Origin of the sequence: Alicyclobacillus hesperidum, from assembly GCF_900107035.1 — a bacterium.
Taxonomy (GTDB): Bacteria; Bacillota; Bacilli; order Alicyclobacillales; family Alicyclobacillaceae; genus Alicyclobacillus; species Alicyclobacillus hesperidum.
The window spans coordinates 1-14,189 of record NZ_FNOJ01000018.1 but is presented as its reverse complement, the minus strand read 5'-3'; the positions used below and the strand labels follow the sequence as shown (position 1 = coordinate 14,189).

13 protein-coding genes are annotated in these 14,189 nt (G+C 51.8%); 7 read left to right on the top strand and 6 right to left on the bottom strand.

Annotation, left to right across the window (positions count from 1 at the left end):
- Window positions 1-24 precede the first annotated feature (24 nt).
- From mnmE to rpmH, 6 genes are all read right to left on the bottom strand, one after another.
- Window positions 25-1,404, bottom strand: coding sequence for a tRNA uridine-5-carboxymethylaminomethyl(34) synthesis GTPase MnmE (gene mnmE, locus BLU70_RS11775; protein ID WP_338082089.1), 1,380 nt, complete (start codon window positions 1,402-1,404; stop codon window positions 25-27).
- Window positions 1,405-1,505: 101 nt separating this feature from the next.
- A complete protein-coding gene (gene jag, locus BLU70_RS11770; RefSeq protein WP_074693572.1) occupies window positions 1,506-2,156 on the bottom strand; it encodes an RNA-binding cell elongation regulator Jag/EloR in 651 nt (216 codons plus the stop codon).
- A 49-nt stretch (window positions 2,157-2,205) separates the two neighbouring features.
- On the bottom strand, window positions 2,206-3,204 hold the full coding sequence (locus BLU70_RS11765) for a membrane protein insertase YidC (RefSeq protein WP_074693571.1): 999 nt from the start codon (window positions 3,202-3,204) through the stop codon (window positions 2,206-2,208).
- Window positions 3,205-3,216: 12 nt separating this feature from the next.
- A complete protein-coding gene (gene yidD / locus BLU70_RS11760; protein ID WP_040288737.1) occupies window positions 3,217-3,435 on the bottom strand; it encodes a membrane protein insertion efficiency factor YidD in 219 nt (72 codons plus the stop codon).
- Between the two features lie 21 nt (window positions 3,436-3,456).
- Window positions 3,457-3,795, bottom strand: coding sequence for a ribonuclease P protein component (gene rnpA, locus BLU70_RS11755; RefSeq protein ID WP_074693570.1), 339 nt, complete (start codon window positions 3,793-3,795; stop codon window positions 3,457-3,459).
- Between the two features lie 55 nt (window positions 3,796-3,850).
- Complete coding sequence (gene rpmH, locus BLU70_RS11750; RefSeq protein ID WP_040288739.1) at window positions 3,851-3,985, bottom strand: 50S ribosomal protein L34; 135 nt, start codon at window positions 3,983-3,985, stop codon at window positions 3,851-3,853.
- 483 nt (window positions 3,986-4,468) lie between these two features.
- On the opposite strand from rpmH, the gene dnaA reads away from it, so the two are divergent.
- The 7 genes from dnaA (at window position 4,469) to BLU70_RS11715 (ending at window position 14,100) form a co-directional block, all read left to right on the top strand.
- Window positions 4,469-5,866 (top strand): chromosomal replication initiator protein DnaA, encoded by a 1,398-nt coding sequence (gene dnaA, locus BLU70_RS11745; protein ID WP_074693569.1) that lies wholly within the window; start codon window positions 4,469-4,471, stop codon window positions 5,864-5,866.
- A gap of 228 nt (window positions 5,867-6,094) precedes the next feature.
- On the top strand, window positions 6,095-7,216 hold the full coding sequence (gene dnaN / locus BLU70_RS11740; protein WP_006446077.1) for a DNA polymerase III subunit beta: 1,122 nt from the start codon (window positions 6,095-6,097) through the stop codon (window positions 7,214-7,216).
- Between the two features lie 2 nt (window positions 7,217-7,218).
- Window positions 7,219-7,443, top strand: coding sequence for an RNA-binding S4 domain-containing protein (locus BLU70_RS11735; RefSeq protein ID WP_040288741.1), 225 nt, complete (start codon window positions 7,219-7,221; stop codon window positions 7,441-7,443).
- The gene (gene recF, locus BLU70_RS11730; RefSeq protein WP_040288743.1) at window positions 7,430-8,542 is read left to right on the top strand and encodes a DNA replication/repair protein RecF; all 1,113 of its coding nucleotides are present in this window, start codon (window positions 7,430-7,432) and stop codon (window positions 8,540-8,542) included. The genes BLU70_RS11735 and recF overlap by 14 nt, the downstream gene beginning before the upstream one ends.
- Before the next feature lie 29 nt (window positions 8,543-8,571).
- Window positions 8,572-10,527 carry a DNA topoisomerase (ATP-hydrolyzing) subunit B gene (gene gyrB / locus BLU70_RS11725; RefSeq protein WP_006446079.1) on the top strand — a complete coding sequence of 652 codons (1,956 nt, stop codon included), beginning with the start codon at window positions 8,572-8,574 and terminating at the stop codon, window positions 10,525-10,527.
- Window positions 10,528-10,582: 55 nt separating this feature from the next.
- Complete coding sequence (gene gyrA / locus BLU70_RS11720) at window positions 10,583-13,057, top strand: DNA gyrase subunit A (protein WP_040288744.1); 2,475 nt, start codon at window positions 10,583-10,585, stop codon at window positions 13,055-13,057.
- Window positions 13,058-13,308: 251 nt separating this feature from the next.
- A complete protein-coding gene (locus tag BLU70_RS11715) occupies window positions 13,309-14,100 on the top strand; it encodes a GNAT family N-acetyltransferase (protein WP_040288746.1) in 792 nt (263 codons plus the stop codon).
- Window positions 14,101-14,189: the final 89 nt, after the last annotated feature.

The following is a 14,189-nucleotide window of genomic DNA, read 5'->3' as shown; positions in this document are numbered from 1 at the left end:
TTTCCGAAACTAAGAACTCGTTTTCTATTTACCTAGACAAAATCGCGAGAAAATCTCGTCCAATAAATCTTCCCCTGCTTCTTCGCCAATCGCGTAACCAAGCTGGACATACGCCGCTTGCAGCGCAACGGCTACCAGGTCGAGTGTAGCACCTGCGGCAGCTGACTCCATAGCAGAGGACAAATCCTGCCTTGCCAATTGTAACAATTGCGTCTGACGTGCATTCGCCATGTAACTCACGTCCATATCCACAGCGATGTCCCGTTCAATCACGTCAATCACGCGATCCGCAAGTGAATCGACGCCCTCTCCTGTCTTCGCCGAAAGATAGACGACGCCCTCCGACGCCAACCCTTCGATCCACGCTCGCGTTTCGGGTCGCACTCCACGGTCAGACTTGTTCACCACAACAATCCGCCGCATGTTACCCGTTTCACTTGCAAGTGCACGATCGTCCTCATTTAGCAGCTGGCTGCCGTCGTAGACGAGAAGGACCAATTCAGCATCGGCCATCGACTGGCGTGATCGATCAACACCGATTCGTTCGACCACATCTTCGGTTTGCCGGATGCCAGCCGTATCCATGAGTTTAAGTGGGATGCCACGCAGATTGATATATTCCTCGAGCACATCCCGCGTCGTCCCTGGAATATCCGTGACAATCGCACGCTCCCTCTGGAGCAGCGCGTTTAACAGCGACGACTTACCGACATTCGGACGCCCGACGATGGCCGTTGCGACACCTTCACGCAACACTCGCCCGAGCGCTGCCGAGGCTATCAGTTTGTCTATCCGCTTTAACAGGCCTTCGCCGACAGTCAGCACCTGTTGACACGCAACGTCTTCGACATCGTGTTCTGGATAATCAATCGTTACCTCGACATGTGCTTGCAGGGTCAGTAACTCCTTGCGAATGGATCGCACCTCGTCACCAAAGCGACCCTCCACTTGACGCAACGCCATTTTGCCCGCAAATTCGGTCTTGGCTCGGATTAAGTCGATCACGGCTTCGGCTTGTGACAAGTCCATGCGTCCATTGAGAAATGCTCGCTTTGTAAACTCCCCTGGCTCCGCCATGCGAGCACCGGCCGCGAGACATGCCGCAAGAACGGATTGCAACACATGCACACCTCCGTGCACTTGCAACTCAAGTACGTCCTCACCCGTGTAACTGTGCGGACCAGGCATCCACAGGACGATTGCCTCATCGAGTGGATCTTCCGAATCTGGCTGCACAACCCGGCCATAGCGTATGTTGCGCCGAGCCAATCGTATCGGCTTCCCAGATGGGGTACGCACCAGCTTCTCGCCAATAGACTTCGCCATCTCACCACTGACACGAACAATTCCAACACTGCCTTCGCCAATCGCCGTTGCAATGGCCGCAATGGTATCCTCCTGCACACTCTCACCTCCACCCATCGTAACAAGAAACCCCACTTCGCAGCGGGGTCACTCGAAAATCGTTCAGTTCTATCCAACGGTTCAACTCTCCGTTGACTCCGTCAATCGACAAAATGATTCCGCTTAGGCGCCACCTTCACTCGTCGGTACGGTTCTTGACCTTCACTCAACGTCGTAATATCGTCCCGCCCTTGCAGATATGTGTGAATCCATTTGCGATCCGCAGACGGCATCGCTTCTAATGAAACCGGCCGGCCTAAGCGGACGGCTCGGTCCACCGCCTGGTCAGCCATGCGTCGCAAGTTTTCTCGCCGACGTTGCCTGTATCCCCCGGCATCTACGGCAAATTTGACCACCGAATGGGCATTGCGATTTGCAACGAGATTGACCAGGTACTGCATCGAGTCAAGCGTCGATCCGTGACGTCCAATCACAATCGGTAGCGCATCTTCTGCACACGTTATGGCTAAAGGTACTGCCCCATCCTCTGTCAACTGATTCTCGGCCGTGACATCTGCGGAGATCCCCATTTTCTCGAGCAGGCCGTGCAAGAACTCCTTGGCCATATCAAGCGGAGTCTCCATAACACAAACCTCCACCTCAGCATCCCTGCCACCGATAAATCCAAAGAACCCCTTTACCGGCTCAGAAATCACGCGAATCTCCGCCTGCGATCTCGAGACGCCAAGGCGGACAAGCGCCGATGTAATCGCCTCTTCAACCGTACGTCCGGTTGCGACCACTTTTTTCATCTAGGCCACTCCCTCAGTCAACACGTTGCACGCGACCCTCGCTAACCGTTTAATCCACCGTCTCTGTGTCCGAACGACTCGAAGACTGATCTTGTTGATCAACTTGTTTAGGAGCACTTGATTTACGCTTTTCTGACTTACTTCCGCTCGTCGAATCAGCCTTCGACATATCTTTCTCACTGCGGTTTGCCTTCGCGGGCGTCGTGCGATTTGACCCCTTCGGACTCGTTGAAACCTTGGCAGACCCGCGCTTCTCCCCCGCAGACCGAGCTGGTGCTGAAGCCGTCGCAGACGCTCCTGCTGGAGCCAAAGTGCCTTTAGCAGTTGGGCGAGTAATGAAAAAGTACGTTTGAATAGCCGTGATCAGGTTGGTGTAAATCCAGTACAACACAAGTCCGCCTGGCAAGCGCGCACCGATAAAGAAAATCATCACGGGCATCACAAACAACATGGCGCGCTGTTGCGCGGGCTGATTGCGCATGGTCAACCACGACGATAACAGTGTCGACAAGCCGGCTAAAATCGGCAAGACGTAGTAAGGGTCATGTTGTCCCAAGCGGAAAATTCCGAGGAACGTACTCTCACGCATATTGGGATTGCCCAATATAGCGCCGTAAAACGCGTACAAAAACGGGAGCTGAATAAGCATTGGGAAACATCCCGCAAGCGGATTGGCGCCCGTCTCTTGATATAGCTTCATGGTTTCTTCTTGAATCTTCTGGTTGTCGCCCTTGTACTTGGAACGAATCTTCTGAATCTGTGGTTGCAGCTCCATCATGACTCGTTGATAACGGAGTTGCCGAATAAACAACGGAAGAATGATCAAACGGACAATGATGGTCATAATTAGGATGGCAATCCCGTAGTTATTGCCGAGATGTCGAGCAAAGAAATCCATCAAGTCCGAAATGCCATGAAGGATAGTACCCCATACGTTATGCGGCCAATGGCCAGGCTTGCTTGGGTACATACCGCACCCGGTTACGGCCAGCACCACTACCGCACTGAGTAAAAACGTCCACTTTCTCTGCGTGCGTTTTGACTTCAACCAGATATCCCCCTACTTCGCCTGCGGAACTTCGTCAACGCCGCCTGGATGCCATGGACCGCATTTAACCAATCGGCGAACCGCGAGCCAACTACCGTAAACAGGCCCAAATCTCGCAACAGCTTGTACAGCGTATTCAGAACACGACGGAGTAAACCGACAAGTCGGAAGCGTCATCGGTGAAATAAACAACTGATATGCGCGAATCAACTTAATCAGCAACCATCGCATCCGTACTCATCCCCGGTCACATCATATCACGATTTTTGACTTGTGGAGGAGCTTCGACACATCTTGATACAAAATTTGAAAATCCGCGTCGGCAGCGTCTGTACGGCATACCACTACAATATCAATGGACTTGTCTTTCAACTCTGGCAACCACGTCTGAAAAACCGCCCGCAACACACGCTTTAAACGATTGCGAACGACCGCATTGCCAACCTTTTTGCTTATCGAAAAACCAACACGTACGCCATCGTGACGATTGTCGCAATAATACAATACAAGTCTTGCTGTCGCAAACGACTTCCCTCGCCGAAACACACGGCGAAAATCGCGATTTTCCTTTAAACGAAACTGGCTCTGCAAAACCCAGTCCTCCAGTCCCGATACAGTCATCAAAAAAGGCCACGAAACGTGGCCCTTACGCTGATAGAACTTTACGGCCCTTGGCGCGACGTGCGGCCAAGACGCGACGACCGTTCTTTGTCGACATCCGCTTACGAAATCCGTGGTTCTTTTTGCGCTTCCGTACATTCGGTTGATAGGTCGGCTTCATCAGGACACCTCCCTCTTAAGACAAAAGACAGACGTTAGGTACATTACACAATGATACTCCTCTTGTCAATCGAACAGCCATCCACCTATCCACATGTGGATAACACATCTCAAAGCCCTATTTTATTTTCCACAACCTCTCTTCATCCACAGCAACGCGCACATTTCCACAACCGAAATCCACTTCGACATCCTTTGCTATGGATTGTGTGGAAAAGATACATTTCGACATTGCTCGACTCTGAATTTATCTGCTATGATAAGCCCTATCGTTATCCACAGACGCTGTGTATGATTCGCTTATATCCACAGCTTTATCCACAGGTTGTGGATAACCTTTCCCACAGCCTATTTATATGTTTATAGATTCGTAGAATATATCCACAGGGACGCCTCTTTGAAGGATTGCCGTCACTTGTCATTCCTCGACTCCCAGGTGCTGTGGATAACTTTTTTCTTTCATCACTAGGGGGCTTCTTGTCATATGAATGCAGGCTTAGACGCGACGTACCTTGATACCCTCTGGGATCAGGTGCTGATCATGCTCAAGGAGCGCTTATCCGGGCCGACATTCAACATCTGGTTTGAAGAAACAAAGATTGTACGGCTAGATGAGGAAGCGCGCATTTTATATGTCCTTGTGCCGTCTACCTTTGTACGAAACTGGATTGAACAGCGCTATACATCCATGATTCAAAACCTCATTATTGCGCTGACAGAGCAGGAGTATCGGATTCGATTCGTTACGCCTTCTAAAGAAGAACAAACGGCTGCGACATTGGAAACGCCAGCGAAGGATCGCCAACCTGCGCAAACGGCTGGACAAGCGGCAACGGAAGAGGACGGGGATACCACTGCGTCACTCATCCCTCGCTATACCTTTGAAACCTTCGTCATCGGTGCCAGCAACCGATTCGCACATGCCGCGTGCTTGGCTGTCTCAGAGAGACCGGCACAAGCGTACAACCCGTTGTTTATTTATGGCGGTGTCGGCCTTGGCAAGACGCACCTCATGCACGCGATTGGGCACTACGTCAAAGAGTACAATCCGTTGGCCAAGGTTCGCTATTTGTCATCAGAACGCTTCACCAATGAATTCATCACGGCCATTCGCGATGGCAGCACAGAACTGTTTCGAAGCAAGTATCGCTCGATAGACGTCCTGCTGATCGACGATATTCAATTTCTTGCAAACAAAGAACAGACCCAGGAAGAGTTTTTTCACACGTTCAACAGCCTTCATGAAGCGGGAAAACAAATTGTCATCAGCAGCGATCGCCCGCCGCGTGAAATCCCGACGCTGGAAGACCGCTTGCGATCGCGCTTTGAATGGGGGCTCATCACCGATATTCAGCCGCCAGATCTCGAGACCAGAATCGCTATCTTGCAGCGAAAGGCGAAATCCGACGGACTCGATATCTCCGAAAATGTACTTGCGTATATTGCGGATCAGATCGACTCCAATATACGCGAGCTGGAAGGAGCACTCATTCGTGTCGTCGCCTACTCGTCGTTGGTCAATGAAGACGTAACGCCCGAACTTGCACAGGTGGCGCTAAAAGATATTATTCAGCCCAACCGGCCGCGCGCCGTCACGGTCAACCAGGTACAAAAAGTTGTCAGTGATCACTACGGCCTGCGCATCGAGGACTTACGTGGTAAAAAGCGCACGCGCAATATTGCGTTCCCGCGCCAAATCGCCATGTATTTGACACGCGAATTGACCGACATGTCTTTGCCGCGCATTGGAGAGGCATTCGGTGGGCGCGATCACACTACAGTCATGCATGCTTGCGATCGCGTCGCGGAGGAAATGGAGAAAGATACGGATTTACGTGCAACCATCGACCGACTGGCAGAGGCCATCCGCACACTTATGTGAATCTGTACACAACTATGCACATGTGGACAACGTGATTTATGCACTTATCCACACGTTTATCAACAAGCTGTGTATGATATATTTCTTCATGATCCGACACTTATCCACATGATTCACCGCACCTATGACTATGAATACGATCTTGTTAAAGATCTAACCTACTTATTCTAAATTAAGAAAACGAGACACCTAAGGCTCATCTTCGGCCTCAGGAAGGAGTCGACGTGCATGCGTTTTGCCATTTCCAAAACGGCGTTGGTACTTGCGATACAAACCGTTTCGAAGGCTGTGGCAGTCCGTACCCCGAAACAGGCATTGACAGGGATTTTGCTTGAAGTTCGCGAACATGAACTCATTGCAACGGCATATGACTTGCAATTGGCGATTCAAATGCGAATCCAAAGCGATGAACATAATCAGTTGACCGTGCTTGATCCGGGCTCCATCGTGCTACCGGCGCGTTACTTCAGCGACATTGTCCGCAAGCTTCCGGACACACAAATTACTATGCAAGTCGCGAGCAACTATATGACTGAAATTTCATCTGGTAAGGTGCAGTTTCATCTACATGGCATCGATGCCGATGAATTCCCCGAATTACCCAAGTTTCTCGGTATCACAGGGGCCCAAATCCCATCGTCCACACTAGCAAGATTGATTGAAACGACTGCTTTTGCCACGGCGACATCGGAAGTTCGTCCTATTTTGACAGGGATTTCGATCACGTGTAAAAATGACGAACTGACTTTTATCGCAACCGATGGTCTGCGCTTGGCCAAACATCGTGTCGTCCAAGCCGATCTTCCAAATTGGGAAGCCGTTATACCAGGAAAATCACTGGTTGAACTGGCCAAGATCTTGCCGGACAACGATGAGCCAGTTGAAATCTATCTAACGCCCAGCCACAGCTTGTTCGTTTGCGGACAGACCAGTTTTTATACACGCTTGCTCGAAGGCACGTATCCTGATACTTCACGCTTGATCCCTACATCAGCCAAAACCGAACTGGTCGTCTCAGGCGATGAAATGCTCGGCGCAATTGACCGGGCTGCTTTGATTGCCCGCGATCGCGATAACAATATGGTTCGCCTTGAAATGGAACAGGACGCCATTACGGTCTCATCTAGCTCGCCGGAAATCGGTAATGTCTCAGAAACGGTGCAAGTCCTGCAGAGACAAGGGGAAGACCTGCAAATTGCATTTAATGCGCGCTATGTCATGGATGCGTTACGAGCTCTCAATGCAGCGGAAGTCAATATTCGATTTAACGGTCCAACACAGGCGTTTGTCATAGAAAAGACCGGCGACTCATCGATCCTCCAGCTGATTTCGCCAGTGCTGTGGAGGTAAACATGGACGTACGCATAGAAGATGGGTACATCACATTGGGACAGCTTCTAAAACGACTCGACATCGTCTCTTCGGGCGGAGAGGTTAAGGCCTATCTCGCAGGACAATCCGTTCGTGTCAATGGTGAGCCAGAACAACGCCGAGGACGGAAGTTGGTTCCTGGCGACATTCTCGTCATTGGTGCCAAGACCTACCGACTGGTCGGAGATGAGCATGCAACTCCATAGCCTATCTTTGCTTAACTTTCGCAACTATGAAGAGCAGTCGCTCACCTTCAGTCCTGAAGTCAATGTGTTCTGTGGCGAGAACGGGCAAGGTAAGACCAATGCGCTTGAGGCGATGTTGTTGCTGGCTGTAGGTAAATCTCACCGTACGAATAAAGACAGAGATATGGTTCGTTGGGCTGCCAATACGGCCACCATCACTGGTGACATTGAGTGTCGTACGGGTTCTCGTTCGCTTCGCCTTGAGCTTGGAGGAAACGGTCGAAAAGCGTATATCAATCGCCTTCAGTTAGGGAAAATGACCGATTTTATCGGTCATTTTCAGGTTGTACTCTTTGCGCCGGAGGATCTCCAATTGGTCAAGGCAGGTCCTCGTGAACGCAGGCGGTTTCTCGACGTGGAACTCGGGCAAACCCAGCCCTTATACCTGCACCATCTAACCCATTACAACCGCACACTTGTACAGCGCAACAAGCTTTTGAAAGACGGTGCGAGTGACCCAACTCTTTACATGTCCTTTGACGCACAGCTTGCTCATCATGGTGCCCATATACTCCACCGTCGACTGCGTTTTCTGGAAGAGTTACAGCGCTACGCCAAACAGATTTACGAAGAAATTTCCGACGGACGTGAAGAGTTCACTTTCCGCTATGCAAGTTCAGTTGGTGAGGTTCAAGAAGGTCTGTCCATTGATGAGATTGCAATACGAGTAGAACAGGCACTGGCCAGTAAGCACTCGACAGACATGAGGATGGGATACACATCCGTCGGTCCGCATCGCGACGATTTGCGCCTTTACTTAAACGGCCAAGATGTCCAAAGCTTTGCCAGTCAGGGACAGCAGCGGACCATTGCGCTCGCTTTGCGCCTGGCCGAGATCGACTTTATGTATCAGGAGCTAGGCGAATATCCTGTGTTGCTCTTGGACGACGTACTCTCTGAGTTGGACGATAGACGGCAGCGAAATCTCGTGTTGTCCATGAGCCGAAAGGTACAAACGATGATTACAACGACGAGCCTATATCACTTAGAGCGAGAGCTCGCGGATGGTGCCCGGCTCTTCCGAGTCGCTTCTGGTATAATAAGCTGTGATAACGTCTGAACGAGCAAAAACTCGGTGATTCTGTAAAGATGAACATCCGAGAGGCTTTGCTCTGTCTTGACGTGAGTGTGGAGGGAACCCAGTTGTCAGAACAAGTGTACGACGAGTCGCAAATAGAAGTCCTGGAAGGCTTGCAGGCTGTGCGAAAACGCCCTGGTATGTACATCGGATCGACCAGTGTTAAAGGCCTACACCATCTGGTCTGGGAAATCGTCGACAATGCGGTCGACGAAGCACTGGCGGGGCGATGCACGAGAATCGTCGTCCAGGTTCACCCGGATAATAGCGTCAGTGTTATAGACAACGGCGCCGGGTTTCCCGTCGGGATTCACGCCAAGACAGGGCGGCCGGCGGTTGAAACGGCTTTAACGGTCCTGCATGCTGGTGGGAAGTTTGGTGGTGCCGGATATAAAGTGTCAGGTGGATTGCACGGCGTGGGTGCATCCGTTGTAAATGCTTTATCCGAATGGCTGAAGGTGGAGGTTCATCGCGACGGCAAAATCCACGTCCAAGAATACGAGCGCGGAACTCCGCTTTATGATTTGAAAGTTGTTGGCGAGACGGATCGGACAGGCACGACGGTTACGTTCCGGCCGGACCCGGAGATTTTTACGGAGACCACGGAGTTTTCCGCGGAGACTTTGCAAAACCGTTTGCGGGAGCTGGCGTTTTTAAACGCTGGGCTCGAAATTGTGCTCGAAGATGAACGCGAAGGTGGCAAGCGATTTGAGTATCACTACGAGGGTGGCGTCAAGGAGTTTGTCCTTTACTTGAACCATTCAAAAGACGTTCTGTTTGCTGAGCCAATTTATGTACAGGGTGTCAAAGATGAGGTCACGGTCGAGATTGCCCTACAGTACAACGATGGCTATAGCTCCACCTTGTACTCGTTTGCGAACAACATCAACACAGGTGAAGGCGGCACGCATGAAGCCGGCTTTAAAAGTGCACTGACCCGCATTATCAACGACTATGGCCGTCGCAATAACCTCATCAAGGGCAGTGACGGCAGTTTGACAGGTGACGACGTTCGCGAAGGACTGACGGCGGTTGTCAGCGTAAAGGTCCCGGAACCGCAATTTGAGGGACAAACAAAGACAAAGTTGGGCAATAGCGAAGTCCGCGGGATCGTGGAAAGTCTGTTTGGCGAACGGCTACAAATCTTTCTCGAGGAGAATCCGGCCGTAGCTCGGAGAATCCTCGAAAAATGCGTGCTCGCGGCGCGCGCTCGAGAAGCTGCGAAACGAGCACGTGAACTTACTCGCAACAAGAAGATGGAAGTCACAAGCTTGCCCGGCAAGCTGACGGACTGCGTTTCAAAGGACCCGGAAGTGTCTGAACTGTATTTGGTTGAGGGCGACTCAGCCGGCGGATCGGCAAAGGGCGGGCGAGATCCACAAACACAAGCCATCCTGCCGTTGCGAGGAAAGATTATCAATGTCGAAAAGGCCCGCTTGGACAAGGTATTGTCCAACGAGGAAATTCGGGCCATTATCACCGCATGTGGCACAGGGATTGGCGACGAATTTGATTTGAGTAAAGCACGCTATCACAAAATCGTCATCATGACGGATGCTGATCACGACGGTAGCCACATTCGCATTTTGCTGTTGACCTTGTTCTATCGGTTTATGCGACCGCTTATCGATGCAGGCTATATCTATATCGCACAACCACCGCTTTACAAAATCGAGAAGGGCAAAGTGATTCGCTACGCGTACTCGGATACACAACTGGAGCAAGCGTTACAAGAAATGGGCCGACAGGGCGTGAAATTGCAACGGTATAAGGGGCTCGGGGAAATGAACGCAGACCAACTCTGGGAGACGACGATGGATCCAGAGTCCCGCACCCTGCTGCAAGTTACCATGGAAGACGCCATGGACGCCGACATGATCTTCAGTACCTTAATGGGCGACAAGGTCGAACCGCGACGAGATTTTATTGCAGAGCACGCGCGCTATGTGCGGAATCTCGATGTATGATCGCGCTCTACTAAAGGGAGCCCAGGCGGGGAAATTCCGATGAGGGGTGAATGGCATGGCAGAACAGAATAGTTCTCGCGGCGTCCTACCGGTCGATATCAGTCAGGAGTTGCGAAACTCCTTCATGGATTACGCGATGAGCGTCATCGTTGCCCGGGCAATTCCCGATGTCCGCGATGGCCTTAAGCCTGTCCATAGAAGAATTTTGTATGCGATGTACGACGCTGGCATGACGCCGGACAAACCGTATAAAAAGTCGTCGCGTATCGTAGGTGATGTTCTCGGTAAATTTCACCCGCATGGTGACACAGCCGTATACGACGCACTGGTGCGCTTGGCGCAGGATTTTTCGACGCGGTATCCACTAGTCGATGGCCACGGTAACTTTGGCTCAATCGATGGCGATTCGGCCGCTGCTATGCGGTATACCGAATCTCGTATGTCTGCGATCGCGCTCGAGTTGCTACGCGATATCAACAAAGAGACGGTCGACTTCATCCCGAACTATGACGAGCAAGAGCAGGAGCCTGTCGTTTTGCCCTCGCGGTTTCCGAATTTGCTTGTCAACGGATCGAGTGGCATCGCTGTCGGTATGGCGACCAACATTCCGCCACACAACCTGCGTGAGGTCATCGATGGTGTCATCATGCTTATCGACAGACCTGATGCCACAGTTGATGATCTCATGAAGGTCATCAAAGGCCCCGACTTTCCGACAGGTGGTTTAATTCTCGGCCGTGACGGGATCCGCAAAGCGTATGAGACGGGACGAGGATCCATCACGGTTCGTGCGGTCACGCACTTTGAAGAGATGTCGGCAGGCAAAACGCGCATTGTTGTCACGGAAATTCCATACCAACAGAACAAGGCGCGGATTGTCGAGAAAATCGCGGAATTGGTGCGCGATAAGAAGGTCGACGGTATCACCGATTTGCGCGACGAAAGTGATCGGAAGGGCATGCGCGTCGTGATCGAGTTGCGGCGCGACGTGCGGCCACAGGTCGTGTTGAACAATCTGTTTAAACACACAAGCCTGCAGGCGAGCTTTGGAGTTATCAACTTGGCTTTGGTCAACGGCGAGCCAAAGATTCTGACGCTGCGGGAGACGCTGGTCCATTATCTCAATCACCAGCGCGAAGTCGTACGGCGACGTACGCAGTATGATCTAAACAAAGCCGAAGCGCGTGCACACATTCTGGAGGGACTCCGGATTGCACTCGATCACTTGGACGCCGTGATCGCGCTCATTCGCGCATCGCAAACGGTTGATGAAGCACGCGAGGGTTTGATGACTTCGTTCGGTCTCTCAGAGGAACAGGCGCAGGCCATCCTCGACATGCGCTTGCAGCGTTTGACTGGCTTGGAACGTGAAAAAATTGAGCAGGAATATGCAGAGTTGATGGAGCGCATTCGCTACTTACGTTCCATTTTGGCTGATGAGTCGTTGCTCTTGGGTGTGATTCGCGATGAGCTGAAGGAGATTCGCGACAAGTACGGAGATGATCGGAAATCGAAGATCATCGCGGCGGAGGGCGAGATTAACGAGGAAGATTTGATTCCCGTGCACGACGTCGTGATCGCCATCACGCATCGCGGCTATATCAAGCGGATTCCACTTTCGACGTACCACAGTCAGAAGCGTGGGGGACGCGGCATGTCGCTCATGGGAACGCGCGATGAAGACTTCGTCGAAGGCTTACATGTCACATCAACGCACGATTATCTATTGTTTTTCACCAATCGTGGGCGGATGTACGCCATTAAGGCGTACGACGTGCCGGAGTTCAGCCGGCAGGCGCGTGGCATTCCAATCGTGAATCTGCTGAATGTCGAGCAAGACGAGAAGATCAACGCTGTGATTCCTGTGAAGTCGTTGGATCCGGCCGAGATCGAAGGGATCAATCTCGTGTTTGCAACTCGCCAGGGCATCGTCAAGAAGACGCCGCTCAGCGAGTACTCTAACATTCGCAAGAACGGCTTAATTGCTATCAATCTTCGCGATGATGATGACGTGGTTGGCGTTAAATTGACAGACGGAACAAAGGAAATCATGATGGTGACTCGCCAAGGCCTCGCCATCCGCTTCCCTGAGACCGATGTTCGTCCGATGGGGCGTGCCGCGACAGGAGTCAAGGGCATTTCTCTTGGTGCCAAGGATGAAGTGATTGCCATGGACGTTGCAGAGGATGATCACGATGTCCTTGTGGTCACGTCGCGCGGCTACGGGAAGCGTACGCCGGTGCAGGAGTATCGTGCGCAGTCGAGGGGTGGCAAAGGTATTAAGACCATCAATTGCACCCCGAAAAACGGGCAAGCTATAGAAATGTGTATGGTTACAGCGGACGACGACTTGATGATCATTTCGCAATCAGGCGTTGCAATACGCATTCATGTGCGCGATATCTCTACGCAAAGCAGGAATACGCAAGGCGTGCGGTTGATCAACGTAGATGAGGGACAGGAAGTGGCTTCCGTCAGCCGGGTGGTCGCGGATGATGATGCTGACGAAGGCGATTCGCCAAGCGAATGAGTTGCGCTCGCGTGGGTGGTTGACATGCCACCCACTGGAGATACTCGCCTTAGTTTGCTAGGATGAAATCCGAGGAGGAGACGCCGATGAGCAATGTGCTTTGGACGTTTCTTGTGCATACGGCAGCTATGTACCTTGCGTTTGCCGTTTTTGTGGTGCTCTGTTTCATCGTCGTGAACGCGCTCGTCAAAGAATAACGAAACACGCTTGGCTGCCGATTACTGCGGCGGATCGGGAAATGAGGGGAAGGAATGTTCCGGAAGTTGACCGCTTGCGATCACGACCGGGTGATGCCGTTCTTGACGCGCAGACCGTCGCAGAATCTGTTTCTGCTTGGCGATATTGAGGCGCACGGTTATGATGCACCGTTTCAGGAAGTGTGGGGGTACATCGACGATCAGGGCGATGTACACACCATGCTCTTGCGCTACTTCGGTAGCTATATTTATTCAACAGAAACAGGAGAAGGCTCCGAAGAAGTCGTGCGCATTCTTGCGGCGAACACCGCATGGACTTTGCTTCAGGGAGATTCATTGTCGCTTGCGACATTTCGCAAGGCTGTTGGATACATACCTAGTCGTACGCGTGAGTTCCACTTTGCAGAACGCAAACCCGGTGCGCCACGTCCGTCCATAGATACCTCTTTGGTACAGGAAGCGACGCTCGATCACGTTGACGCATTGTTGCAATTGCGGCGAACCATCGTCGAGTTCGCGGATAGCACAACGACCCGAGAAAGCCTCAGGCAATCCATTCAATCACGGACGGGACTTCACTACTTTGTGCCCGGCGAAGCAGGAGAACTTGCATCATCCGCTTCCACTGTCGCCGAGAATTCACTTTCGGCAATGGTAGTAGGCGTTTGCACCAGGCCCTTATATCGAGGGCAGGGATATGCCACGCAGTGCTTGGCTAAAATCTGTGAAACGTACGACCAGCGTGGCAAGGGCCTTTGTTTGTTTTACGATAATCCGAAGGCGGGTAGGATTTATCAACGGCTTGGGTTTGAAGAAATCGGAGGCTGGACACAGTTCTATCGCTGAACTGTTGGACAGCCTCTTTTTTGATGTTTCGTTTGAGATGTTGACACAGGCGGCGAAAGGTGTTAGTATGCTTTTCGCCGCCGTGATGG

Coding starts and splice junctions, on each gene's coding strand:
- jag (WP_074693572.1), bottom strand. CDS start 2,156: ATGAAAAAAGTGGTCGCAACCGGACGTACGGTTGAAGAGGCGATTACA.
- yidD (WP_040288737.1), bottom strand. CDS start 3,435: ATGCGATGGTTGCTGATTAAGTTGATTCGCGCATATCAGTTGTTTATT.
- rpmH (WP_040288739.1), bottom strand. CDS start 3,985: ATGAAGCCGACCTATCAACCGAATGTACGGAAGCGCAAAAAGAACCAC.
- dnaA (WP_074693569.1), top strand. CDS start 4,469: ATGAATGCAGGCTTAGACGCGACGTACCTTGATACCCTCTGGGATCAG.
- dnaN (WP_006446077.1), top strand. CDS start 6,095: ATGCGTTTTGCCATTTCCAAAACGGCGTTGGTACTTGCGATACAAACC.
- BLU70_RS11735 (WP_040288741.1), top strand. CDS start 7,219: ATGGACGTACGCATAGAAGATGGGTACATCACATTGGGACAGCTTCTA.
- recF (WP_040288743.1), top strand. CDS start 7,430: ATGCAACTCCATAGCCTATCTTTGCTTAACTTTCGCAACTATGAAGAG.
- gyrB (WP_006446079.1), top strand. CDS start 8,572: ATGAACATCCGAGAGGCTTTGCTCTGTCTTGACGTGAGTGTGGAGGGA.
- gyrA (WP_040288744.1), top strand. CDS start 10,583: ATGGCAGAACAGAATAGTTCTCGCGGCGTCCTACCGGTCGATATCAGT.
- BLU70_RS11715 (WP_040288746.1), top strand. CDS start 13,309: ATGTTCCGGAAGTTGACCGCTTGCGATCACGACCGGGTGATGCCGTTC.